Here is a 24,355-nt window from a genome sequence, read left to right as displayed (position 1 = left end):
GTGCGCTGCCAATCAGTGGAGGGAAGTGAGGCTGTCGTTTGCTTGCCTTATTGTACTCAACCATGAACAATTGTTAAAGAAAGCCCCATCCAATAGTCTCCATATAGACACGCAATAAAGGTCAGCTTGCCGTTTCGGCAAGATCACTTCTGGCCTCTTTCCAGCTCGGAAAGCGGGATATTGTTCCCAGATCAGATCCTGGGTCATCTTGCCGGCCTGGAAGTAGCCGATATGCGTGGCTGCGATCGCCTGGCGCAGCGTATCATCCAGCGGCGTCTGGCCGAGTTTGGCGTCGACGAAGCGGATCAGGTCCGCCGCCGTGGTCTTGACGCCGTAGGCCTCCGATGCCAGCACGTCGGGATGGACCCGCACCGGCGCGTTGGCCGCATCATAGCCCTGCGCATAGTGCTGCATTTGCTGCGCCGGCACGTTGATGCAGGTCTGCCGCATGCCCAGCGCGGGGAACAGCTGGTGTTCCATCGCCTCCGCAAATGGCAGGCCCATGCTGTGGGCGCCGACCATGGCCAGCAGGCGTTGCCCTGAGCCGCGCCTCACGCTCCAACGGGGCCAGCAACTGCGGCAGTTCCCTGAGCAGCGCCTCGCGCGCCAGCACGCCGGCCGGGGTCTCTTTCGGCTGCGTGTCGTCCCTTTGCATCAGGTGCGCGAAGCTGAAGCTGCGCGCGCCCTTGCTCGCCCAGCCCACGTACCAGCCATAGCCGGAGGCGGCGCCGATCTTGCCGTGGATACGCCATCCCGCCAGCGGCCGGTCGACTGCGGTCAGGCGCTCGGTCATGTCGTAGGCGCGGGCGCTGACGCCCAGCTGGCGCCTGACGACCTTGTTCAGGAAGTCCAGCTGCTGCAGCGGCGAGATCTTCAGCGACGAGCCGATCCACGACAAGGTCAGGCCGTCATGTTCGGCATCGCCGGCGACGTCGGCGTTCCCGTACTGGAACTGGCTGGCGTAGCCGGCGAAGCGCTGCATGCCCAGCGACTGCGTCACCTGTTGCGAATACCAAACCACCGAGTCCTTCATCCACTTGGTGGGATCGGTTGCCTGGCGCCAGTTGTCGCGCCAATCGACATAGCCTTCGCGGAACGGCAGTTTCGGCGTGTGCTGGTCTTTCAGGATGCCGGCGTCGTAGCCCATCAGGCTGATGGCGATCTTGAAGGTGGACGCCGGCGTCACCTGGCGCTGGCAGTCGCCCCGCTGGAATGCGGTCGGGCCGTTGCTGTCGGCCAGCGCCGTGCACACTTCGGCGGCGTGGGTGGCGAACATCGGGACGAGACTGTACAGCGCCCCCAATACGATGTGGCGAAAATTCATGCGAGTCCTTTGTTGTGTTGGCTGGTGTTTAAAGTGCGTCCAGTTGCGCTGGCAGATCGCGCAGGAACGCGTCCCTGGTCCTCGGGCCGGCGGCGCTTTCCTGTGTGTCGTCCAGCACCAGGCGGGAAAACACCACGGTGCGCCCGCCCTTGCTGGCCCAGCCGACGAACCAGCCGTAGCTGTGCCGCCGGTCGTCGCTGCCGTCGGCCAGCACCGGCGAGGCGGTGCCGGTCTTGCCGTGGATTTGCCAGCCGTTCGGCAAGGCGCCGAGCGCGGTGAGGCGGGCGGTCATGTCGTAGGCGTGGGCCGACAGCGGCAGCTGCCGGTTGACGATTTTCCGCAGGAAGGCGGTTTGCTCGGCCGGCGATATCTTCAGGCTGGAGGCGATCCAGGACATGGCCAGGCCGTTGTCCTTGCCGGGGTCGCCCGAGACATCCAGATTGCCGTAGCCGAAAGCGCGCACATACTGCCGGAAGCGCTGCGCGCCGAGGCTGGCCGTCACCTGCTGGGCATACCACACGGTCGAGTTGCGTATCCAGCTGGTCGGGTCGGTGGTGGCGCGCCAGTCGGGGTTCCAGTCGGCATAGCCTGGCTTGAACGGCAGGTTGGGCGAGTGGGCGTCGCGCAGTATGCCGCTGTCGTAACCCATCAGGCTGACGGCGATGTTGAAGGTCGATGCCGGCGTAACGCGCTCGTCGCAATGGCCGTCGCGCAACAGCTGCGCGCCGCTGGCGGCATCGACCATGTCCGTGCAGCTGAAGGTGGCCGGCGCGGCCGCTTGCGCCGGCGCGCGGTCGGCCAGGGCGGGCTGGAATGCCAGGCTGGCCGCGAAGACGCCCGCCAGACCGGCGACGGCGGCGCCGCGCGCCCACGGCCCGCGCGGGGCGGCGGCCGGTTCGCGGATCAGGCTGATGCGAGTCGCCAGCGTGCGGGCGCTGACGCCGCCGAAGGCCAGCGCTGTCTTGGCCGACTGCGTGACCGGATGCGGCTGCAGCCGCAGTTGCTCCACCAGCGCCGCCGCGTATGCCTTGCGCAGCGCCGGCGGGCGGTTGCGCAGCACGTCGCGGTCGCAACCGAGCTCCTGCGCCCATGCCAGGTTGGCGCGCAGCAGGCGCATGAAGGGATTGAACCACAGCAGGGTTTGCAGCACGATGCCGGCGCTCATCCATTGCAGGTCGTGCCGGCGCAAATGCGTGAGTTCGTGTTCGACGATCATCTGCTGCTGCAAGGGCTCGAAGCTGCGCAGATGGCGCGGCAGCAGCAGGCGCGGGCGGAACCAGCCGAACAGCATCGGCGAGATCGGCGCGTCGACTTCAATCACGGCCAGCGATGGCGGCGGCGTCACGGCGTCCAGGCCCTGATGCCGGCCCGGCAGGACCAGGCGCTCGCCGGTGGCGGCTAGGCCGTTCAGTGTGCGATGCGACTGCAGCACGCGGCCCGTGGTGTACGCCAGACCCAGCAAGTACAGCGACAGCCAGGCTTGCGCGCCGTAGCTCAGCCAGGCGCGGTAGTCCGCTGCGGCGCCGTGGCCATCGGCCATGGCGCCGCCCTGTGCCGGCGTGGTGGCGTGGTCCGGCGCGGCGGGGGCGGCCAGCATGGTCTCGGGCAATTCGATCGCTGGAAGCAGGCGCAGCCGCTCGCTGTGCGGCAGCAGCAGCGCCAGGAAGGTCGCGATGATGGTCAGCTGGCCCAGCAGCCAAGTGGAACGCTGCGCGGCGACCTGGGGCAGGTGGCGGCGGCAGGCCGCGGTCAACGCCCACACCGCCAGGCCGGCGGCCAAGCAGCCCAGGCTGGCAAGCAGGAAACGGCAAATGAGGAGAGTGGAAAAAGCCATGCGACGCCCTTATGCGACAGATGTCACACATTATGTGACACGTGTCGCATGGCGTCAAGCGCCTTGCTGATCCGGGTGGGTCAGCCGATGAAGGAATCGAACTGCAGGTCGAACTCCTGCAGCGCCTTCTGCGCGTTCTGCATCTTCTTGCGGAACTCGGGGCCGCGTTGCAGCGCCAGGCCCACGGCCAGCACGTCGATCACCACCAGGTAGGCCAGGCGCGCCGAGATCGGCGTGTAGGGATCGATGTTGAAGATCAGGTCGATCGGAATCAGCACCGTCGCCAGGTCGGCCAGCGGCGTGCCGGACGGCGCCAGCACGATCACGTCGGCGCCGCCGCGGCGCGCCAGCTTGATCGAGCGCACCAGCGACGGGCTGTTGCCGCGCTGCGAAATGGCCACCACTGCGTCGCCCTCGCGCAGCAGGGCGGCGGCGATACTGTGGATGTGCGGGTCGGCATAGGCCACCGTCGGCACGCCGGAGCGGAAGAACTTGTGCTGCGCGTCCGCCGCCACGATGCCGGAGGTGCCCTGGCCGTAGAACTCGATCTTGTTGGCCTTGGACAGGATGTCCAGCGCCCGCTGGATCGCCTCGGGGTCGAGGTTGTTGCGCAGGTCCAGCAGGGTGTTGATCGAGCGGCTGCATATCTTGTTGACCAGGTCGGCCGCGAGGTCGTCCTGGGTCGGTTGTTCGTTCAGGCCGGGCAGGGCCAGCGCCAGGCCTTGGGCCAGCTTGAGCTTGAACTCGTGCCAGCCGTCGTAGCCCAGCGTGCGGCAAAAGCGCACCACGGTCGGCTCGGACACCTGCGCGCTCTTGGCGAGCGCCGTGATGTTCTGGCTGACCGTCTGGCCCGGATGATCAAGCACGGCCAGCGCGACCTTGCGCTCCGATTTGGAGAGCGAGTCGAGCTGGGTGCGGATGGAATCTAAAAGCATTTAGTCCTCAGGAAGCGCTTCTTCGCGCCATTGCAAACCATCGCGGCCGATCAGGGCCGACGCGGCGGCCGGTCCCCAGGTGCCGGAGGTGTAGGGAATCGGGAAGCTGTCGTCCGCTTCCCAGTTGTTCAGGATAGGCTCGACCCATTCCCATGCCGCTTCCAGCTCGTCGCCGCGCATGAACAGCGTCAACTGGCCGCGCAGCACGTCGAGCAGCAGGCGCTCGTAGGCGTCCATGCGCGGCGATTTGAACGATTCGCGGAAGTCCAGTTCCAGCTCGGCTTGCTTCAAGCGCATGCCGTCGCCCGGCGTCTTCGCCATCAGGTTCATGCGCAGGCCTTCGTCCGGCTGCAAGCGGATCACCAGCGAGTTGGGCTGGAAGCTGTTGGTCGGCTGCGCGAAGATCGAATGCGGGATAGGCTTGAAGCGCACCACGATCTCGGCCAGGCCGTCGGCCATGCGCTTGCCGGTGCGCAGGTAGAACGGCACGCCGGCCCAGCGCCAGGTATCGATCTCGGCCTTCATCGCCACGAAGGTCTCGGTGCGCGAATGTTCCGGCGCGTCCGGCTCGTCGCGGTAGCTCGGCACGGCCTTGCCGTCGACATGGCCGGCGCGGTACTGACCGCGCACGATGTTCTGCGCCAAGGTGGTCGGGGTGAATTTTTTCAGCGAACGCAGTACCTGCAACTTGGCGTCGCGCACGGCGTCCGGCGCGATCGAGGTCGGCGGTTCCATGGCGACGATGCACAGCAGTTGCAGCAGGTGGTTTTGCAGCATGTCGCGCAGCGCGCCCGAGGTGTCGTAGTAGCCCATGCGGTTGCCCACGCCCAGCTTCTCGGCGATGGTGATCTGCACGTCGGAGATCCACTCGCGGCGCCACAGCGGCTCGAACAGGATGTTACCGAAGCGCAGCGCCAGCAGGTTCTGCACGGTCTCCTTGCCCAGGTAGTGGTCGATACGGTAGATCTGCGATTCCTCGAACACCTTGCCCACTTCGGCGTTGATCTGCTTGGCCGAGGCCAGGTCGCGGCCCAGCGGTTTTTCCAGCACCACGCGCGAGTTCTGCGTCACCAGGCCGTTGGCCTTCAGGTTCTCGCAGATCTGCGAGAAGATCGCCGGCGGCGTCGCCAGGTAGTAGACCTTGGTGATGGCGTCGTCCTTGCGCAGCGCCTCGACCAGCGACTTGTAGCTGTCGGAGTCGGTGGCGTTGAGCGACACGTACACGATGCGGGCGGTGAACTTGGCCCAGGCGGCCGGCGTCACGGCCGGCGACTTGATGTGCGGCTTGGACGTGGTCTCTACCGTGTGCAGGAAGTCCTGCTGGCTGGCGTCGGCGCGGCCGACGCAGATGATGCGGGCAGTGGCGGGCAAGTCGTTGGCGACATCGCGGGCGTACATCGCGGGCAGCAATTTGCGCATCGCCAGATCGCCGCTGCCGCCAAACAGAACCAGGTCAAAATCGGTAAGAGCCATAATTATTCGCAGTATGTAGAGTGCTGAAAGAGGGATTACTAGTCGTGACTGTAAATTTACTACACGATTTGTCGTTTTGCAAGAAAATTTACTACATATGCTGCGGCTGCAGCATATAGTTTATTCGATATACGACGGCTCCGTGCGACCGGCCACATCGACGCGGATGGACAGCAGCTTGCCGCTGAGCGGGAACTGCGCCAGTTCCGGCGCCGGACGGGCGCCGGCGCTGGTGACGTACAGCGTGCGCAGGTCGGCGCCGCCGAAGGCCGGCATGGTCGGGCAGCGCACCGGCAGCTTGATTTCGCCGATCAATTCGCCGGTGGGCGACAGCTTGGCCAGGCGGGCGCCTTCGAACATCGCGACCCAATAATTGCCTTCGCTGTCGACCGCGGCGCCGTCGGGGCGGCCGCCGTAGTTGTGCTCCTTGTCCATCGAGAACTGGTGCAGCAGGCGCTGGTTGGAAGCGAGGCCGGTGGCGACGTCGAAGTCCAGCTTGGTGACGCGGTGGGCGCTGGTGTCGGCGTGGTACATGGCGCTGTAGTCCGGGCTGAAGCCCAGGCCGTTCGAGTTGGTCATGCCGCCCGACCAGGCTTTGCGGATCGCGCCGCGTTCCAGCACGAACATCTCGGCGGCCGGCTTGTCGCGCGGCTCGTAGATGGTGCCGACCCAGAAGCGTCCGGCGCCGTCGACGTGGCCGTCGTTGAAGCGGGTGATGGCGGTGTCGTAGGGCGCGGCGGCGATCTCGGTCAGGCGGACTTCATCGCTGCCGGTGTCGAGGTGCGCGAAGCCGCTGCGCATGGCGACCACCAGGCCGCCCTGGTCGCTGACGGCCAGGGTGGCCGGCTCGCTGGAGAGCTTCCATGAACGGTGCGCGCCAGTGGCGGGATCGAGGCGGTGCACGGTGAAGGCCGGGATGTCGACCCAGTACAGCGCCTGCTCCTGCGCGTGCCACAGCGGGCACTCGCCGGTTTGCATGACGGCGTCGAACGCCACCTTTACCTCTACTTCGATGTGTGGTGTGCTCATGGTCTTAAAGGTGTTGTGCGGCTTTGGCCATGACGATCAGGCCATTGGTGGAACTGTCGTGGCGTTCCGGCTTGACGTCGCCGGTCAGCTCCGCGTGGATGTTCTTGGCCAGGACCTTGCCCAGCTCCACGCCCCACTGGTCGAAGCTGTTGACGTCCCAGATCACGCCCTGCACAAAGGTCTTGTGCTCGTACAGCGCGATCAGCGCGCCCAGGGTGGACGGCGTCAGCTGGTCCATCAGGATGGTGTTCGACGGACGGTTGCCGGGGAAGGTCTTGTGCGGCACCAGTTCATCGATTTCGGCCTCGCTCAGTTTTTGCGCGGTTAGGTCGGCGCGCACTTCGGCGGCGGTCTTGCCGGTCATGAAGGCTTCCGATTGCGCGAAGCAGTTGGCCAGCAGTGAATCGTGATGTCCCGGCAGATCATGCGTGGCGCGCAGCGCGGCGATGAAGTCGATCGGCGTGATGTCGGTGCCCTGGTGCAGCAGCTGGAAGTAGGCGTGTTGCGCATTGGTGCCGCACTCGCCCCACACCACCGGGCAGGTCGGCGTATCGACTTCGGCGCCGCCGCGCGTGACGCGCTTGCCGTTGCTCTCCATGTCCAGCTGTTGCAGGTAGGCCGGGAAGCGGCTCAGGTCCTGGTGGTACGGCGCGATCGACAGTGAGGAGGCGTTCAGGAACTGGCGGTTCCAGAAGCCGACCATCGCCAGCAGCACCGGCATGTTCTGTTCCAGCGGCGCTTCGCGGTAGTGTTCGTCCATCGCGTGCGCGCCGGCCAGGAAGTCGCTGAAGTAGCCGAAGCCCACCGCCAGCGCCACCGCCAGGCCGATCGCCGACCATACCGAGTATCGGCCGCCGACCCAGTCCCAGAACGGGAACATATTGGCCGGATCGATGCCGAAGGCTTTCACCGCCTCGGTGTTGGTGGAGACGGCGACGAAGTGGCGTGCCAGGTCTTCTTCCTTGGCCGATCGCAGGAACCAGGTGCGGGCGGTGCCGGCGTTGAGCATGGTCTCGGCGGTGACGAAGGTCTTGGAGGCGATGATGAACAGCGTGGTCTCGGGATTAACCTGTGCCAGCGCGGCGTCCATGTCATGGCCGTCGACGTTGGAGACGAAGTGCATCTTCAGGCGCGGATGCGCATACGAGCGCAATGCCAGCACGGCCATCTTCGGGCCCAGGTCCGAGCCGCCGATGCCGATGTTGACGACGTCGGTGATCGGCTTGCCGGTGTGGCCCAGCCAGGCGCCGCTGCGCACGCGGTCGGTGAAGTCGCGCATGTGGTCCAGCACCGCGTGCACGTCGTGGGCAATGTCCTGGCCGTCGACGGTCAGCGCCTTGCCGCGCGGCATACGCAGCGCCGTGTGCAGCACCGCGCGATGTTCGGTAAGATTGATCTTCTCACCACTCAGCATGGCGTCGCGCTGACGCTCCACGCCGCGTTCGCGGGCCAGGTCCAGCAGCAGGCCGATGGTGTTGGCGTCCAGGCGGTTCTTCGAATAATCGAGGAACAGGCCGGCCGCGTCCACCGTCAATTTGGGGAAGCGTTGCGCGTCGGCGGCGAACAGCTCGCGCAATTGCCAGTGTTTCGCGGCGGCGGCGTGGGATTCGAGGGCTAGAAAGCCGGAAGTGGAGGTCAGTGCTGGCTGGCGCATAATTGAGTGGCGTCGTTAAGGCTGAGGGAGGGGATGCGTGAATGATACAGGAAAATCAGGTAAATTCACTACGGTTCCTTGAAAACTGTGTCGCGAAGGGCGTGCGCTTGGGGTGTAGCTGTTATTTTCATCCAACTGGCTACGCGACGGGATAATAAAAGTAGCTTGAATTCTGAATTTTGTAGTAAAATTTCACGGAATTCATTCATAAGGAACGATCATGGCGTTGCATCCAGTCCTAGAAACCGTCACCGCACGCATTATCCAGCGCAGCAAGCCATCGCGCGGCGCTTATCTGGCCCATCTTGAGGCCGCCCGCGTCAAAGGCGTCCAGCGCGGCGCGCTGGCCTGCACCAACCTGGCCCACGGCTTTGCCGCCTTCCCCGCCAACGACAAGCTGTCGCTGAAGGAGCTCAAGAAGCCATCGGTGGCGATCGTCTCGGCCTACAACGACATGCTGTCGGCCCACCAGCCGTTCGAAGGCTTCCCGGCGCTGATCAAGGACGCCGTGCGCGAAGTCGGCGCGGTCGCCCAGTACGCCGGCGGCACACCCGCCATGTGCGACGGCGTCACCCAGGGCCAGCCAGGCATGGAACTGTCGCTGTTCTCGCGCGACGCCATCGCCATGGCGACCGCCATCGCGCTGTCGCACAATATGTTCGACTCCGCCGTCTACCTCGGCGTGTGCGACAAGATTGTACCCGGCCTGCTGATCGGCGCGTTGCACTTCGGTCATTTGCCTGCGGTGTTCGTGCCGGCCGGCCCGATGACCACCGGCCTGTCGAACTCCGAAAAAGCCAAGATCCGCCAGCTGTACGCGCAGGGCAAGGTCGGCCGCGCCGAGCTACTGGAAGGCGAATCGCAGTCGTATCACAGCGCCGGCACCTGCACCTTCTACGGCACCGCCAACAGCAACCAGATGCTGATGGAAGTGATGGGCCTGCACCTGCCGGGCGCCGCCTTCATCACCCCGAACACGCCGCTGCGCGACGAGCTGACCAAGGCTGCCGCCAAGCGCGCCGCCGTCATCACCGCGCAGTCGCAGGAATACCTGCCGGTCGGCCATGTGGTCGACGAGAAGTGCATCGTCAATGCCGTCGTCGCGCTGCTGACCACCGGCGGCTCGACCAACCACACGCTGCACCTGGTGGCCATCGCCAAGGCGGCCGGCATCGTCATCGACTGGAACGACTTCGACGAGCTGTCGAAAGTGGTGCCGCTGCTGACGCGCATCTACCCGAACGGCAACGCCGACGTGAACCACTTCCACGCCGCCGGCGGCACCGGCTTCGTCATCCGCGAACTGCTCGATGGCGGCCTGCTGCACGACGACGTCACCACCATCCTGGGCAAGGGCCTGCGCGCGCACTGCGCCGAGCCGTTCCTGGGCGAGGGTGGCCAGGGCGTGGTCTGGAAGGACTCGCCGACCGAGTCGGGCGACGAAGCGGTGCTGCGCAAGATCAGCGCGCCGTTCTCGCCGGACGGCGGCACCGTGCTGGTACAGGGCAACCTGGGCCGCGCCGTGATGAAGGTATCGGCCGTCAAGCCCGAGCATCAGACGGTGGAAGCGCCGGCGCTGGTGTTCAACTCGCAGGAAGATTTCATGGACGCCTACAAGGCCGGCAAGCTGGATCGCGACTTCGTCGCCGTGCTGCGCTTCCAGGGTCCGCGCGCCAACGGCATGCCGGAACTGCACGCGCTGACACCGGCGCTGGCCAACCTGCAGGACGCCGGCCGCCACGTGGCGCTGGTCACCGACGGCCGCATGTCCGGCGCGTCGGGCAAGGTGCCGGCGGCGATCCACGTGTCGCCGGAAATTCTGGCCGGCGGTCCGCTGGGCCTGGTGCGTGATGGCGACATCATCCGCGTCTGCGCCCGCACCGGCACGCTGGAGGCGCTGGTTGAATCGGGCGTGTGGCATTCGCGTTCGCTGGCCACGGCCGATTTGACGCCGAACGGCGTCGGTATGGGCCGCGAGCTGTTCGCCATGTTCCGCAACAGCGTGTGCGAAGCGGAGAAGGGCGCGACCACCTTCGGGCTGCCGTCGCCCATCCCTACCACGGTAGGCCTGCATGACAAAGACCCGGTTGGCAACACCGTGCCCGGTTCCGATGAAGATTACTCGATGAAGAAAGATGCGTAAATCATGACCATGACTCTGCTCGACATTATGCGTACCTCGGCCGTGATCCCAGTGATCGCGATAGACGAACCTGAACATGCGGTACCGCTGGCGCGCGCGCTGGTGGCCGGCGGCATCCGCGTGCTGGAAGTGACGCTGCGCACCAAGCACGGCCTGGCCGCGATCAGGGCCATGTCGGAAGTGGAAGGCGCCATCGTCGGCGTCGGCACCTTGACGCAGCCGGAAGAATTCGCCGCCGCGCGCGATGCGGGTGCGGTGTTCGGCGTGTCGCCGGGCTTGACGTCGGCGCTGATCGCCGCCGCCAAGAGCAGCGGCCTGCCGCTGCTGCCGGGCGTGATGACGCCGTCGGAAGTGATGGCGGCGCGCGAGCATGGCTTCCGCCAGTTGAAGCTGTTCCCTGCGGTGCCGGCGGGCGGCATCGGCATGTTAAACGCGATCGGCGGTCCGCTGCCGGACGTGATGTTCTGCCCGACCGGCGGCATCTCGCAAGAGACCGCGTCGCAGTTCTTGGCGCTGAAGAACGTGGCCTGCGTGGGCGGCTCGTGGTTGACGCCGAAGGACGCCATCGCCGCTGGTGATTGGGATCGCATCACGGACCTGGCCAAGGCGGCCAGCGGCCTGCGGTAAGATGGAACAACGGCGCCGAGGGCGCCGTTTTACTGAGTAAGCCGCATATGCGGTGCTACCTGCACGGTCCTTGTAGCCAACGTCCTATTTTCTCCCCTATTTTTTTCGGCTTTCCCATATTTGGCCCGGCAAATTCGGAAACAGCCCAATGCTTGAAAAAATCGAAGAAAATCGAAGAGAAAATCGGGGCTTTGCTACAAGGAGAGCGGAGGCGCACCCCATGTGCATATTCGTCAGCGATTTGGATTTAGGCAGAACAGACCTGCTTTTGTAGCCAGTTCCAGCACCGGTGCGGCCTCTTCCTTGTTTTTGAAATACAGGATATTGGTGTCGTCCCAGCCAGCCGCGTAGATGCAGCCCAGTTCCGGCAGGATGATGAACTGCGACGGCACGCCGTAGTCGTTGAAGCGCGACTGGCGCAGGAAGCCTTCGCGGTCGGTGTAGCGCTTCAGTACCACGTTGGCCTTGGCCGGCCAGCGGCCGCGGTAGCGCAGCGTGTAGACCGGCGTCAGGTCGAACAGCGCCGCCCAGTGCTGCTCGAACTTCTTGTTGCGCAGTACGCGCTCCTGGCCTTCGAAACAGTCCAGCAGATGCCATTCGCTCTCGTCGTCGAGCCAGTGGTCAAACACGGAAACGGCCAGGCGCTCCATGCCGCCATCCGAGTCCAGCTCCCTGATTTGCTTCAATTGCGGAAACTGCCGATTGATTTCGGCAGCGACGTTCGCGTCAACGCGAGACAGCATCTTCATAAACTTCCTTATTGGTGACTGGGCCTACAGCGCCGAAGTATATACGCTTGGCCACCCAATACACCAATCCCCGCCTGCGCTACTGGAACGTGGCGAGGTACTTCGCCGGCACCGCTGCGTCATACAGGCCGCCGGAGAAGGCCGCGACGATCAGCGTGGCGGCCGTGAAGCCGGAGACTGCCAGCCGCGCCTTAGACGACGCGGTCGCGCAGATGCATGCGCAGGCCGACCGGCGACATCGTAAACGCCATCAGCTCCTCCGGCTCCTTGCCGTCCACCGTGTCGAGCGAGGCGATGTCGAAGCTGTTGAGCAGCATGGCGCCGGCCAGCTTGATTTCCAGCAGCGCCAGATAGCGCCCGGGGCAGGTGCGCACGCCGGAGCCGAACGGCATCGACACATGCTTGTCCATCGCGCCGTCGCCTTTGATCAGCCAGCGGTCGGGGTCGAACTGGTCGGCCTGCGGCACGTGGCTGTCGCTGACGCTGTCGTGCCGCATCACGCACCATACCAGGCCGCCCCTGGGGATCTGCACGTCGCCGATCACGCTGTCGCGCAGGGCCTCCAGCGGCAGGAAGGGAGCCACCGGTTTCAAACGCATGGCTTCCTGGGCGCAGGCGTCCAGGTAGTCCAGCGCATCCATCTGCTCGATGGTGAAGGCGGCCGTGGCGGGCGCGATGCGCAGCACTTCCTCGCGCGCCTTGCGCAGCGCGGCCGGGTTCTGCTGCAGCAGGTACAGCATCCACGCCAGCGTGTTGCTGGTGGTGTCCTCGCCGGCCAGCAGCAGCGTGGTGACGTTGCCCGTCACGGCGACGTCGTCGACGCCGCTGTCGCCTTCGTCGGCCGCGCAGATCATCGCTTCCAGCAGGTTGGCGGGACGCTCGCGCCGCTGCGGCTCGGCCGCCAGTCGGGCGCGCGCAGTGGCGACCAGTTCATCGACCGCCTTGTCCAGCTCACGCACGCATTCATCGAGGCGGTGGTCGCGCGCCAGCTTGACGTAGCGCCAGTAGGGGAACAAGGCAAACGAACGGCGCGAGATCTCCGGCAGGATGGCGTCCATGTGGCGCTGGATCACGTCCTCGCCGCCGTCGATGGTGTTGACGTCGGTGCCGAAGGCCAGGCCGGCGATGACGTCGATGCTGAAGCGTTTCAGGTCTTCGGTCAGGTCGATCGCGCTGTCCTCGCGCGCCGCCTGCCGCCAGCGTTGTTGCAGCCGCAGGCCGACCTTCACCAGCGAAGGGAAGTAGGCCTTCACCGCGTGCGGCGCCAGCGCCGTCATCACCATGCGGCGCTGGTTGCGCCAGGTCGCGCCTTCGGCCAGGAACAGGCCGGGGCGGCCGCCGATCTCCTTCGACACCTCGGCCGTGATGGACGGGCGGCGGAAGCCGTCCGGGCGGTCGCGCAGCGCGGCGTTGACCAGCTCATGTCCGGCCAGCACCAGCATCGGCGTGCGGCCCAGGGTGATCTTGAACATCGGGCCGTAGCGCTTGCTCCACTGCTCGACGCTGCGGTGGATGTGCTGCAGATCCATATTGGGCAGGTTGCCCGCCAGCGGCCAGGGGCGCGGGCCGGGCAGGCTCTCGACGGTGCGCAGGGTGTGGGCGGCAGGGGCGGTGATCGTGTGTTCCATGGCGGCTTCCTTGAGTGACGATAGCATCACTATGCCGTGCCGCCGCCGGCGCTGTATTGAACGTTTGCGACAGCTTTGGTATAAACTTTACAAATGTCTATCACCGAACCTTCCCTGACGCGACTGATCGTGCCGCCTTTCGCGCTGGCTTCCTGCGTGCGCGCCTACATCACGCGCAGCACGGTGGAAGCGCCGCTGACCGACCCGGCCGAGCGCTTCAATCATTTCCCCGCCACGCCGCATTGTTCGATCACCTGGTTCATCGAGGGCGAGGCCGAGGTGGTGCAGCCGCCGGGGATACCGAAGACCGAGGTGCGCGCCGTGTTCGTCGGCCCGCAGACGCGGCCGATGGCCACCTACAATCCGGGGCCGGTGCGCATCCTGATGGTGATGTTTTATCCGCAGGCCATGCATGCGCTGAGCGGCATCGACGTGCCGGCCTGGGTCAACCGCTGGGACGATGCCGGGCGGGTGCTGGGGCCGGAGTGGGCGGCGATGTCCGGGCAGCTGCTGGAAGCGGCCGACGACACCGCCCGGCTGGCGGTGCTGGAAGCCTTCCTGACGCCGCGCTGGCAGGCCGCGCGTCCCGGCGGCCCCGCCGCGACGGCGGGCGACTGGGTGCGCCATCTGGCGTGGCAGGTGGCCGACACCGCGCTGGGCCGGGGCGTGCGCAGCATCGAGCGCCACATCAAGGCGCGCGCCGGCCAGCCGATGCGCAAGCTGCTGCGCCTGCAGCGCGCCGAGCAATCGTTCTTCGACGCCCGCGACGAGTTCCTGGCGGGGCGGGTGGTGTGGTCCGACGTGGCCGCGCGCGGCGGCTATTCCGACCAGTCGCACCTGTGCCGCGAGGCGCGCGAGATCACCGGCCACAGCCCGCACGAACTGGCGCGCATCATGCAATCCGAAGACGAAAGCTACTGGATCTACCGCATCTGGACTTAGAGCAGTAACACCGGGGTCAGGTCTGACATTCGGACACGAGCTCTGCCGTAAGCTGCAATACGGCAGAGCTCGTGTCCGAATGTCAGACCTGACCCCGGTGTTAAAGCAGGGTGCCGCCCCAGGCGGCCGGATCAACGTCGGCGATGGTCTGGGTGAAGGTCCACACGTGGCCGCCCGGATCGGCCACCGAATACTGCCGCTCGCCGAAGGGATAGCCGGTCGGCGGACTGAGCGAACGCGCCTTGGCCGCCATGGCGCGCTTGTAATGCTGGTCGATGTCGGTGATGCGCACCATGATCGAGTGGCAGGGATGGGGGCAGGCCGGCGCCGGCGCCGGCCGCTGCGCCACCACCACCGCGCCGGCGCCGCCGGCGATGTCGAGCTGGATGCGGTGCTCGCCGATGCGCAGCCGCTCGCTGAAGCCGAACGCCTCGCACAGCCATTGCGCCGCCACCGCCACGTCCTGGTAGTGCAGCACGGGAATCACCATCACTTGCTGGATCGAACGGTTCGGGGCCAGCTGCGTCATGGCGCGCCTCCAACAAAAGGGTTATCGTACAGGGTCTGGCGCGAGCCGGCCGCGCCGGATATCAGGCCGGCAGCAAGGCTTCGGTGCGGTTGCGGCCGTTGCGCTTGGCCAGGTAGAGCGCGCGGTCGGCGGCGCCGATCAGCGCTTCGATCTCCACCGCCGCCTCGACCTTTTGCGTGGCGATGCCGATGCTGATCGTCACCAGCCGCGTGTCGCCGCCGTTGCGCTCGTGCGGGATGGCCAGCTCCTGGGCGCGGGCGCGGATCGCCTCGGCCATCACGGTGGCCTGCTCGACGTCGGTCTCGGGCAGGATCATGGCGAACTCCTCGCCGCCGTAGCGCGCCATCAGGTCGCACGGACGCTTGAGCATGGCCGCCAGCGCGGCCGCCACCTGGATCAGGCACTGGTCGCCCTTCTGGTGGCCGTAGTGGTCGTTGTAGGCCTTGAAGTGGTCGATGTCGATCATCAGCAGCGACAGCGGCGTGCCGCCGCGCTTGGCGCGCCGGTGCTCCTTTTCCATCGCCACGTCGAAGTGGCGGCGGTTGGCGATGCCGGTCAGGCCGTCGGCGAAGGTTTGCGAGCGCAGCACCATGGCCTGCTCGCGCAGCAGCTTCTCGCGGGCGACCGCGATGCTGACGTCGTTGATCTGGATCAGGCAGTGGCGCGCCGCGCCCTCGACCGCGATCGGCGTGATCTCCACTGCCTGCTGGATGCGCTCGTTGCGGGCGGCCGCCACCGGGCCGGCGTGCAGCGCGAACGGCGCCTTGTTGAGCGTTTGCGACAGCAGCGAGGGGAAATTGTTGTACAGCGCCTGCTGGATCGCCGCCTCGACCCGTCCGCCGCGCAGGCCGGGGCAGACGGTGAAGAAATCGGCGCCAATCACCTTGTCGTGGCCGAGGCCGGAATACTTGATCATCCACGAGTTCCACAGCACGATGCGGCGTTCGTTGTCGAGCACGATGGCGCCCAGGTTCACCGCGCACAGCACGCTGTGCAGCAGGTGGAGGCGGTGTGCTTCGGTCAACGGACTCATCATGCCTGGCCCATGGCGCGGGCGATGTAGAGGTTGATCTGTTCCTTGAGGTCGTGCAGCGCCGAGATGTCGAGCACGAAGGCGACGTAGCCGTGGATCTGGTGCTTTTCCAGCAGGAAGTCGATGTGCAGCATCAGCACCACGGTGTCGGGCTGGCTGCCGGAGGCGATCAGGATTTCATCGCTGGTGCCGATGTGGTATTGCGGCAGCGAGCCGTGCAGCTCGCGCTGGAAGATGTTGGCCAGGGTGCCGACGCAGGAGTTGAGGATGATGTTGCCGATCTCGCACATGGCTTCCTGCTCCATCTCGGTCAGCTCCTTGAGCGGCACCGCCTCACCCACCATCAGGCGCACGATCTCCAGGCTCTTATCCTCGGGGAACATGAGGATGGCCTCGGTGGCGAAGGCGCCCTCGTAGTGCTGGCTGACGCCGCAGATGGCCCCGGCCTCGGGCGACCTGCCGTCGAGCAGGCGCGCGGCCTCGGCGCGGTTGATGAAGCTCACCGACGGCACCGACATGCGCACCGCCTCGTTGACGATGGCGCTCATCGAGGCCGCCGCCTGGCCGACGCCGATGTTGAAGATCTCGATCAGCGCGTCGTTTTCCAGTTCGGACAGGGCGAACATGGTCACACCGCTTCCAGCGTGGCCAGCAGCTGCGCGATGCGCGCTTCGGTGATCGGCTTTTCCATGAAGCCGATGCCGAGCTGGGTGGCCCGTTCGCGGGTGGCGGATTGCACATTGGCCGTCAGCAGCGAGATCGGTATCGTGGGGAATTGCTGGCGCAGCAGCTCGGCGGCGGCGATGCCGCCCATGCCGGGCATGTTGACGTCCATCAGGATCAGGTCCGGCGGCGTGGCGCGCGCCTTCTCCAGCGACTCCTCGCCGGTGCCCGCCTCCTCGACGATCCAGTCGGCATGCAGGCCGGCGATGTACTGGCGCGCCATCAGGCGCGAGACGCGGCTGTCATCGACTATCAAGACTGTTTTGGTAGGCGTCATGTGTCATCCCCGGCGATCAATATTGGACCTGCGTGATGACCATTCTCGCATATCCCGCGCCGTCGCTGGCAACCATCGTTGCGTGGCCGCAGCGCTTGTGCCAGTCTGCGACACCGGCGCCGGCTCGGTGTTGTCTGAGCGCAATTTTTAGCCGAAAACGGTGGCGGACAGGGGCGATCCGTTAAAATAGCGGAATTAAATTCCCCTCTCTTTGATAGACACCTCATGACCCAAAACGAACTGAAACAAGCCGTAGCCCGCGCCGCCATCGAATACGTGGTGGAAAACGAAATCATCGGCGTCGGCACCGGCTCGACCGCCAACTTCTTCATCGATGAACTGGCCAAGATCAAGCACCGCATCAAGGGCGCGGTGGCCTCGTCCGAAGCGACCGCGGCCCGCCTGCGCGGCCACGGCATCGAAGTGTACGACTTGAACGACGTGCCGGAAATCGCCGTCTACATCGACGGCGCCGACGAGATCACCAATGCCGGCGCCATGATCAAGGGCGGCGGCGCGGCGCTGACGCGCGAGAAGATCGTCGCCTCGGTGTCGAAGCAGTTCGTCTGCATCGCCGACGGCTCCAAGCTGGTCGAGGTGATGGGCAAGTTCCCGCTGCCGGTGGAAGTGCTGCCGATGGCGCGCGCCTCCGTCACCCGTGCGCTGGCCATGCTGGGCGGCACGCCCAAGCTGCGCCTGAAGCCGGGCACCGAAGAGGCTTTCATCACCGACAACGGCGGCATGATCATCGACGTGGCCGGCCTGGCGATCGCCGATCCGGTGGCGCTGGAACAGCAGGTCAACCAGATCGTCGGCGTGATCGCGGTCGGCCTGTTCGCCGCGCGCGGCGCCAACGTCTGCCTGCTGGGCATGGCGGACGGCGTCAAGACCCTGAAGTTCTAACCCCCCGGCGCATGCCGGGGTCAGACCCCGCGGGGTCTGACCCCTATGTGGCGGAGCGGGCTCCGCCGGGCATGGTTGCGGGGTTGAGCCGCCATCAATCACACTGAGAGCCACCCCTATGAAACGATCGCTGGTATTGCTGTTGTGCTGCACGTCGCTGCTGAGCGCCTGTTCCTGGATGCCAACGCTGGGCAAGTCGGCCGACACGCAACCCGCGCCGCGCAAGCCGGCGCCGCGCACCACGGCCGACGACGGCACGCCGCTGGGCTATGTGGACGGCGTCGAAATCCAGAAAGTGCCGTTCCGCGCCGGCGTCTCGTCGGCGACGGTGGAGAGCCTGGCCAAGCAGCAGGGCTGCACGGGCGGCTGGGGCGCGGGATTGGTGAGCGAACCGGGACCGGTCGAGATCTATCGCATGACTTGCGAAAATGGCAAAGTTTTCATGGCGAAGTGCGAACTGAAGCAGTGTAAAGCGATGTAATTCTTGCACGCCGGCGGCGGGCGCCGCCGGCGCTTCCGACAACCTTATTCGGTTGGCGGCACGTAGCCCATGGCGGCGTCGGCGCCGTCGCCGAAGAAGTGTTTCTCCATCTGCGTGGCCAGGTATTTGCGGGCGCGCTGGTCGGCCAGGTTCAAACGGTTTTCGTTGACCAGCATGGTCTGGTGCTTCAGCCAGGCCGCCCAGGCTTCCTTGGAAACCGATTCATAGATCTTCTTACCCAGTTCACCCGGATATGGTGGAAAGTCCAAGCCCTCGGCTTCCTTGTTGAGTTTGATGCATTGAACGGTGCGGGCCATCTGTGTTGCTCCTAAAGCGGTAGGTAAAACGAGATTATAAGGTCTTAATCAAAACCTGGGATTTGCGCTGCCAGTTATACATGCGCTGGCGGTCCTTCGGCAGGGCGTCCACGGTGGCCGGCACGAAGCCGCGCTTCTGGAACCAGTGCGAGGTGCGGGTGGTCAGCACGAACAGTTTTTGCACGCCGATGGCGCGCGCGCGGTTTTCCATGTGCTTGAGGATGCGCTCGCCGTCGCCCTGGGCCTGGACTTCCGGGTTGACGGTCAGGCAAGCCATCTCCGCCATCTTCTGTTCCGGGAACGGGTACAGCGCGGCACAGCCGAAGATCACGCCATCGTGGTCGATGACGGAGAAGTAGTCGATCTCGCGCTCGATCAGCTCGCGGCCGCGCTTGACCAGCGTGCCGTCCGCCTCGAGCGGCTCGATCAACTTGATGATGCCGCCGACGTCCTCGATGGTGGCCTGGCGCAGCGACTCCAGGTTCTCGTGCGCGATCATGGTGCCCACGCCATCGTGGGTGAACAGTTCCAGCAGGGCCGAGCCGTCCATCGCGAACGGCACGATGTGCGAGCGCTCGACGCCGTTGTCGCAGGCCTTGACGCAGTGCTTCAGGTAGAAGGCGGTGGCGTCCGGCAGGAAGCCGGCCTGCAGCACGGCCTCGGCCTGGTGCGAGGACAGTTCGTGGATCTCGGTGCCGCCGGCGTCGGTCATCATCGGCGTTTCGGTGATGAAGATCAGCTTGTCGGCGTGCAGGGCGATGGCGGTGCTGCACGCCACGTCTTCCATGGTCAGGTTGAAGGCCTCGCCGGTGGGCGAGAAGCCCAGCGGCGACAGCAGCACCAGGCCGTCCGAGCCGAGGATGGAGTGGATGGTCTCGGCGTCGACCTTGCGGGTGATGCCGGTCAGCTCGAGGTCGACGCCGTCGATCACGCCCAGCGGACGGGCGGTGATGAAGTTGCCGGAAATGATACGGATGGCCGCGTGCGACATCGGCGTGTTGGGCAGCCCCTGGCTGAAGGCGGCCTCGATATCGAGGCGCAGCTCGCCGGCGGCCTCCTTGGCGCACTCCATGGCGGCGATGTCGGTGATGCGCAGGCCGTTGTGGAAGCGGCCTTCGACGTTACGCAGGGCCAGCTGTTCGGCCACCTGCGGGCGCGAGCCGTAGACCACGGTGACGTTGATGTCGAGCGCGTGCAGCAACGACAAATCGTGCGCCAGCACTTGCAGCGCGCCGGCGCTGACGAGTTCACCAGGGAAGGCGACCACGAAGGTCTTGCCACGGAAGGCGTGGATGTACGGCGCGACTGAGCGCAGCCATTGGACGAATTGGGTAGGGTTTTCCATTAGCCGCATTATAATTCGGTGCGCGACTTCCGCGCCAAAACCTTTGTAAAAAACAATGTCAGAAGCCAGCAACAAGTCTAAAGGCGCGTCCAGCACGCCCGCCAGCACGCAGAACGCCCCCTCCCGCACTCCGCAAGCGCCCAACGCCCGGCCAGGGCAGGGCCAGCCACGCCCGCAAGGGGAGGCGCGCCCGCGCAGCGGCGAACCGCGTCCGGCCGGCCAGCCGCGCGGCCCGCGCCCGGAGGGCGGCGCGCCGGCACAGCGCCCGCCTGGACGCGCACCCCGCACCGATAGGGGGTCTGACCCCGTACGGGGTCAGACCCCTGGCTCCGGTTTGCGGGGTGGTCCGCGCGCGCCGCTGCCCGATGGCGAAGGCGGGCTGATTGCGCCGCCACGGCGCGAGCCCCGGCCACGCCTGACGCCTGAAGAACAGGCAGCCCGCGCCGCCGAACGCGCGTTCCGCAATCCGCTGCCGCCGATTACCTACCCTGAAGACCTGCCGGTCTCCGGCCGCCGCCACGAGATCGCCGAAGCGCTGCAAAACAGCCAGGTCATCATCGTCTGCGGCGAAACCGGCTCCGGCAAGACCACCCAGCTGCCGAAGATCTGCCTGGAGCTGGGCCGCGGCCAGAAAGGCCTGATCGGCCACACGCAGCCGCGCCGTATCGCCGCCTCGTCCACCGCCAAGCGCATCGCGCAGGAGCTGGGCACGCCGCTGGGCGTCACGGTGGGCTTCAAGGTGCGCTTCGCCGACACGTTGACCAAGGGCGCCTCGGTCAAGCTGATGACCGACGGTATCCTGCTGGCCGAAACGCAGACCGACCCGCTGCTGCGCAACTACGACACCATCATCATCGATGAAGCGCACGAACGCAGCCTGAACATCGACTTCCTGCTTGGCTACCTGAAGCAGCTGCTGCCGCGCCGCCCGGACCTGAAGGTGATCATCACCTCCGCGACCATCGACGCCGACCGCTTCTCGCGCCACTTCGGCACGCCGGAGAAGCCGGCGCCGGTGATCGAAGTCTCCGGCCGCCTGTACAAGGTGGAGGTGCGCTACCGCCCGATCGAGAGCGACATCGTCAATCCGGCCGTGGCCAACGCCGAAGGCAAAGGCCAGCGCACCGCCGCCGCCCGCGAAAAGCGCGACCTGATGGACGCCGTGATCGACGGCGTCGACGAGCTGTCGCGCCTCGGCTCCGGCGACGTGCTGGTGTTCCTGCCCGGCGAACGCGAAATCCGCGACGCCGCCGAAGCCCTGCGCAAGCACCATCCGCCGCACGTGGAAATCCTGCCGCTGTTCGCCCGCCTGTCGGCCGAGGAGCAGGAGCGCGTGTTCAAGCTGACCAACGCGCGCCGCATCGTCTTGGCCACCAACGTCGCCGAAACCTCGCTGACCGTGCCGGGCATCCGCTACGTGGTCGACGCCGGCCTGGCGCGCGTGAAGCGCTACAGCTACCGCAACAAGGTCGAACAACTGCAGATCGAACCGATCGCGCAGTCGGCGGCCAACCAGCGCGCCGGCCGTTGCGGCCGCGTGGCCGACGGCGTCTGCATCCGCCTGTACGAAGAGCAGGACTTCCTGCAACGGCCGAAGTTCACCGAGCCGGAAATCCTGCGCTCGTCGCTGGCCTCGGTCATCCTGCGCATGAAGTCCCTGCACCTGACGGACGTCGAGACCTTCCCGTTCATCGAGCCGCCGCTGGCGCGCGCCATCGCCGACGGCTACCAGCTGCTGCAGGAGCTGGGCGCGGTCGACGAATACAACCAGCTGACGCCTCTGGGTAACAAGCTCTCCAAGCTGCCGCTGGACCCGCGCGTGGGCCGCATGATCCTGGCCGCGCTGGACAACGTCTGCCTGGACGAAGTGCTGATCATCGCCTCCGCGCTGTCGGTGCAGGACCCGCGCGACCGTCCGATGGAACACCAGCAGGCCGCCGACGAAGCACACAAGAAGTTCGCCGACGAGAAGTCCGAGTTCCTCAGCTATCTCAAGATCTGGAAGTGGTTCGACAACGCGATTGAGCACAAGAAGACCAATCGCCAGCTGATGGACAACTGCCGCACCAACTTCCTGTCGCAGCTGCGGCTGCGCGAGTGGCGCGACGTGCATTCGCAGCTGCTGACCATCGTCAAGGAGCAGGGCTGGCGCGTCAACGAAACGCCGGCCACCTACGAGAACCTGCACCTGGCGCTGCTCACTGGCCTGCTGGGTAACATCGGCTTCAAGGGCGAGGACGAACCGGGCGCCGGCTACCTGGGCGCGCGCGGCATCAAGTTCAATATCTGGCCGGGCTCCTCGCTGCTGAAGAAGCCGGGCAAGTGGATCATGGCGGCCGAACTGGTCGACACCACGCGCCTGTACGCGCGTTGCGTGGCGCAGATCCAGCCGGAGTGGCTGGAGAAGGTCGGCGGCCACCTGCTGAAGAAATCCTGGGGCGAGCCGCGCTGGGAGAAGAAATCGGCGCAGGTCAGCGCGTCCGAGCGGGCCACCTTGTACGGGCTGGTGGTGTACAGCCAGCGCCGCATCAACTACGGCTTGTTCAATCCGACCGAGGCGCGCGAGATCTTCATACGCGATGCGCTGGTTGGCGGCGACTACGAAACGCGTGCGCCGTTCTTCGCGCACAACCATAAGCTGATCAAGGAGATCGAAAACCTTGAGCACAAGTCGCGCCGTCTCGACGTGCTGGTGGACGATGAACTGATCGCCGCCTTCTACGACAAGCTGATACCGGCCGACGTGGTCAACGGCGCAGGTTTCGAGAAGTGGCACAAGGATGCGACGTTCGCCGAGCCCAAGCTGCTGTACCTGAACCGCGACGAATTGATGCGCCATGAAGCGGCCGGCGTCACCACCGACCTGTTCCCGAAGATGATGTCGGTGACGGGGCTGGAGATGCAGCTGACCTATCACTTCGAACCAGGCAGCGTGCGCGATGGCGTGACCATGGCGGTGCCGCTGTTCGCCTTGAACCAGCTGCCGCGCGAGCGTTGCGAGTGGCTGGTGCCGGGCATGTTGAAGGAGAAGGTGCACCTGCTGCTCAAGTCCCTGCCGCAAAAGCTGCGTCGCCATTGCGTGCCGCTGCCGGATTACGCGGCCAAGTTCTGCGAGCGCGTGCATGAAGCGGGTGTGTTCGGCCGTGGTGATCTGATAGACGCGATCATCGCCGACATCCGCAAACAGATCACGATCTCGGTGCTGACCAGCGACTTCAAGCCGGAAACGCTGGCGGCGCACCACTTCATGAACTTCAAGGTGATCGACGAGCATGGACGCCAGCTGGAGATGGGCCGCAACCTGGCCACGCTGCAGGCGGAATTCGGCACGCAGGCGCGCGAGAGCTTCCAGAAGATGGCCGAGTCGTCGGGCGGGCAGGGCGTCAGCATGCGCGCGCTGGGCACCAGTGGCAGCGCCGCGCCGTCCGCATCGCCGAAAACGGGCGCACCTGCCGCGCAAGGCAAGGGCGCACCTGCGGCCGCCGCGCCGACGGCCGCCAGCGGCATCACGCTGACCGGCCTGACCTCGTGGACCTTCGGCGAGCTGCCGGAGCTGCTGGAAATCGCCCAGGGCAAGCTGACGCTGATCGGCTTCCCGGCGCTGGTCGACAAAGGCACGCACTGCGACCTGGAAGTGTTCGACGATCCGACCGTGGCCGCACGCACGCACCGCATCGGCCTGCGCCGCCTGTTCTCCTTGCAGATGAAGGATCAGATCAAGTTCATCGAAAAAGGCATCCCCGGCTTGCAGCAGATGGGCATGCAGTTCATGAGCATGGGCACGCAGGAAGAGCTGCGCGAGCAGATCATCAACAAGGCCTTGGACATCGCCTGCCTGCAAGATCCGTTGCCGCTCGATGCGGCCAGTTTCGCCAAGCGCAAGGACGAGGGCAAATCGCGCCTGGTGCTGCTGGTGAACGAGATCGCGCGGTTGCTGTCGCAGGTGCTGACCGAGTTCCATGGCCTGCCCAAGCGCCTGCAAGGCTTGCCCGCGCAGGCGGCGGCCGACATGCAGTCGCAGTTGCAGGGATTGGTCAACAAGCGCTTCCTGTCGGAGAACGAGTATAGCCAGCTGTCGCATTTCCCACGCTATCTGAAGGCGATGAACGTGCGTATCGAGAAGCTGCGCGGCGATCCCGCGCGCGACGCCAAGCTGATGGCCGAATGGCAGCAGGCGGCCACGTTGTACCAGCGCGCCAACAAGGACAAATCGGCCGGCAAGAACACCGATCCGAAGATGGTGGAATTCCGCTGGATGCTGGAGGAGTTGCGCGTATCGCTGTTCGCGCAGGAGCTGCGCACGCCGATGCCGGTATCGGCCAAGCGGCTGCTGAAAGTATGGGAGTCGATGCAGCGCTGATCGGCTGCTATGAGCGCTGGCGCACGCAGGCTGGGGTGGGTTTCGGGGT

20 protein-coding genes and 2 pseudogenes are annotated in these 24,355 nt (G+C 65.8%); 6 read left to right on the top strand and 16 right to left on the bottom strand.

Features of this window, described 5'->3' with window-relative positions; genetic code table 11:
• Positions 1–12 precede the first annotated feature (12 nt).
• The 8 genes and pseudogenes from KVP70_RS09770 to pgi all read right to left on the bottom strand — a co-directional run bounded on the left by KVP70_RS09770 (position 13) and on the right by pgi (position 8,249).
• On the bottom strand, positions 13–480 hold the full coding sequence (locus KVP70_RS09770) for a serine hydrolase (RefSeq protein WP_229224717.1): 468 nt from the start codon (positions 478–480) through the stop codon (positions 13–15).
• An 85-nt stretch (positions 481–565) separates the two neighbouring features.
• Positions 566–1,324, bottom strand: a pseudogene (gene blaOXA, locus KVP70_RS09765) (class D beta-lactamase); the annotation flags it as partial.
• Positions 1,325–1,352: 28 nt separating this feature from the next.
• A complete protein-coding gene (blaOXA, locus tag KVP70_RS35645; RefSeq protein WP_416053856.1) occupies positions 1,353–2,144 on the bottom strand; it encodes a class D beta-lactamase in 792 nt (263 codons plus the stop codon).
• A 141-nt stretch (positions 2,145–2,285) separates the two neighbouring features.
• Positions 2,286–3,158, bottom strand: a pseudogene (locus KVP70_RS35640) (M56 family metallopeptidase); the annotation flags it as partial.
• Between the two features lie 80 nt (positions 3,159–3,238).
• Entirely contained in the window at positions 3,239–4,093 is an 855-nt protein-coding gene (locus tag KVP70_RS09755) for an SIS domain-containing protein (protein WP_020701673.1), read from the bottom strand.
• Positions 4,094–5,566 carry a glucose-6-phosphate dehydrogenase gene (zwf, locus tag KVP70_RS09750; protein WP_217941974.1) on the bottom strand — a complete coding sequence of 491 codons (1,473 nt, stop codon included), beginning with the start codon at positions 5,564–5,566 and terminating at the stop codon, positions 4,094–4,096.
• 120 nt (positions 5,567–5,686) lie between these two features.
• Positions 5,687–6,595: an SMP-30/gluconolactonase/LRE family protein gene (locus KVP70_RS09745; RefSeq protein WP_217941973.1), complete on the bottom strand. Its 909-nt coding sequence runs from the start codon at positions 6,593–6,595 to the stop codon at positions 5,687–5,689.
• A 4-nt stretch (positions 6,596–6,599) separates the two neighbouring features.
• Positions 6,600–8,249: a glucose-6-phosphate isomerase gene (pgi, locus tag KVP70_RS09740; protein WP_217941972.1), complete on the bottom strand. Its 1,650-nt coding sequence runs from the start codon at positions 8,247–8,249 to the stop codon at positions 6,600–6,602.
• A 220-nt stretch (positions 8,250–8,469) separates the two neighbouring features.
• On the opposite strand from pgi, the gene edd reads away from it, so the two are divergent.
• Both edd and eda read left to right on the top strand, forming a co-directional pair.
• The gene (gene edd / locus KVP70_RS09735; RefSeq protein WP_217941971.1) at positions 8,470–10,392 is read left to right on the top strand and encodes a phosphogluconate dehydratase; all 1,923 of its coding nucleotides are present in this window, start codon (positions 8,470–8,472) and stop codon (positions 10,390–10,392) included.
• A gap of 3 nt (positions 10,393–10,395) precedes the next feature.
• A complete protein-coding gene (gene eda, locus KVP70_RS09730; protein WP_217941970.1) occupies positions 10,396–11,019 on the top strand; it encodes a bifunctional 4-hydroxy-2-oxoglutarate aldolase/2-dehydro-3-deoxy-phosphogluconate aldolase in 624 nt (207 codons plus the stop codon).
• 233 nt (positions 11,020–11,252) lie between these two features.
• Here eda and KVP70_RS09725 read toward each other — a convergent pair whose 3' ends face one another.
• The gene (locus KVP70_RS09725; RefSeq protein ID WP_217941969.1) at positions 11,253–11,768 is read right to left on the bottom strand and encodes a hypothetical protein; all 516 of its coding nucleotides are present in this window, start codon (positions 11,766–11,768) and stop codon (positions 11,253–11,255) included.
• Between the two features lie 191 nt (positions 11,769–11,959).
• Entirely contained in the window at positions 11,960–13,396 is a 1,437-nt protein-coding gene (locus KVP70_RS09720; protein WP_217941968.1) for a cytochrome P450, read from the bottom strand.
• A gap of 93 nt (positions 13,397–13,489) precedes the next feature.
• On the opposite strand from KVP70_RS09720, the gene KVP70_RS09715 reads away from it, so the two are divergent.
• Positions 13,490–14,338: a helix-turn-helix domain-containing protein gene (locus tag KVP70_RS09715; protein WP_217941967.1), complete on the top strand. Its 849-nt coding sequence runs from the start codon at positions 13,490–13,492 to the stop codon at positions 14,336–14,338.
• Positions 14,339–14,438: 100 nt separating this feature from the next.
• Here KVP70_RS09715 and KVP70_RS09710 read toward each other — a convergent pair whose 3' ends face one another.
• The 4 genes from KVP70_RS09710 to KVP70_RS09695 all read right to left on the bottom strand — a co-directional run bounded on the left by KVP70_RS09710 (position 14,439) and on the right by KVP70_RS09695 (position 16,900).
• Positions 14,439–14,867: a VOC family protein gene (locus KVP70_RS09710; RefSeq protein WP_217941966.1), complete on the bottom strand. Its 429-nt coding sequence runs from the start codon at positions 14,865–14,867 to the stop codon at positions 14,439–14,441.
• A 61-nt stretch (positions 14,868–14,928) separates the two neighbouring features.
• The gene (locus tag KVP70_RS09705) at positions 14,929–15,903 is read right to left on the bottom strand and encodes a sensor domain-containing diguanylate cyclase (RefSeq protein ID WP_217941965.1); all 975 of its coding nucleotides are present in this window, start codon (positions 15,901–15,903) and stop codon (positions 14,929–14,931) included.
• The gene (locus KVP70_RS09700) at positions 15,900–16,526 is read right to left on the bottom strand and encodes a chemotaxis protein CheC (protein WP_217942170.1); all 627 of its coding nucleotides are present in this window, start codon (positions 16,524–16,526) and stop codon (positions 15,900–15,902) included. The genes KVP70_RS09705 and KVP70_RS09700 overlap by 4 nt, the downstream gene beginning before the upstream one ends.
• Positions 16,527–16,528: 2 nt before the next feature.
• Positions 16,529–16,900: a response regulator gene (locus tag KVP70_RS09695; protein ID WP_217941964.1), complete on the bottom strand. Its 372-nt coding sequence runs from the start codon at positions 16,898–16,900 to the stop codon at positions 16,529–16,531.
• A gap of 225 nt (positions 16,901–17,125) precedes the next feature.
• On the opposite strand from KVP70_RS09695, the gene rpiA reads away from it, so the two are divergent.
• Both rpiA and KVP70_RS09685 read left to right on the top strand, forming a co-directional pair.
• Entirely contained in the window at positions 17,126–17,803 is a 678-nt protein-coding gene (gene rpiA / locus KVP70_RS09690; RefSeq protein ID WP_217941963.1) for a ribose-5-phosphate isomerase RpiA, read from the top strand.
• Between the two features lie 118 nt (positions 17,804–17,921).
• On the top strand, positions 17,922–18,284 hold the full coding sequence (locus tag KVP70_RS09685; RefSeq protein ID WP_217941962.1) for a hypothetical protein: 363 nt from the start codon (positions 17,922–17,924) through the stop codon (positions 18,282–18,284).
• A gap of 44 nt (positions 18,285–18,328) precedes the next feature.
• Here KVP70_RS09685 and KVP70_RS09680 read toward each other — a convergent pair whose 3' ends face one another.
• Positions 18,329–18,601, bottom strand: a complete 273-nt coding sequence (locus KVP70_RS09680) for an oxidative damage protection protein (protein WP_008451241.1) — start codon at positions 18,599–18,601, stop codon at positions 18,329–18,331.
• A 34-nt stretch (positions 18,602–18,635) separates the two neighbouring features.
• A complete protein-coding gene (argA, locus tag KVP70_RS09675) occupies positions 18,636–19,946 on the bottom strand; it encodes an amino-acid N-acetyltransferase (RefSeq protein WP_217941961.1) in 1,311 nt (436 codons plus the stop codon).
• 55 nt (positions 19,947–20,001) lie between these two features.
• Here argA and hrpA point away from each other — a divergent pair, with 55 nt between their 5' ends.
• Entirely contained in the window at positions 20,002–24,306 is a 4,305-nt protein-coding gene (gene hrpA / locus KVP70_RS09670) for an ATP-dependent RNA helicase HrpA (protein WP_217941960.1), read from the top strand.
• Positions 24,307–24,355 lie beyond the last annotated feature (49 nt).

Source organism: Duganella violaceipulchra (genome assembly GCF_019166075.1).
GTDB lineage: Bacteria > Pseudomonadota > Gammaproteobacteria > Burkholderiales > Burkholderiaceae_D > Rugamonas > Rugamonas violaceipulchra.
This window is presented reverse-complemented; position numbering and strand designations above follow the sequence as displayed.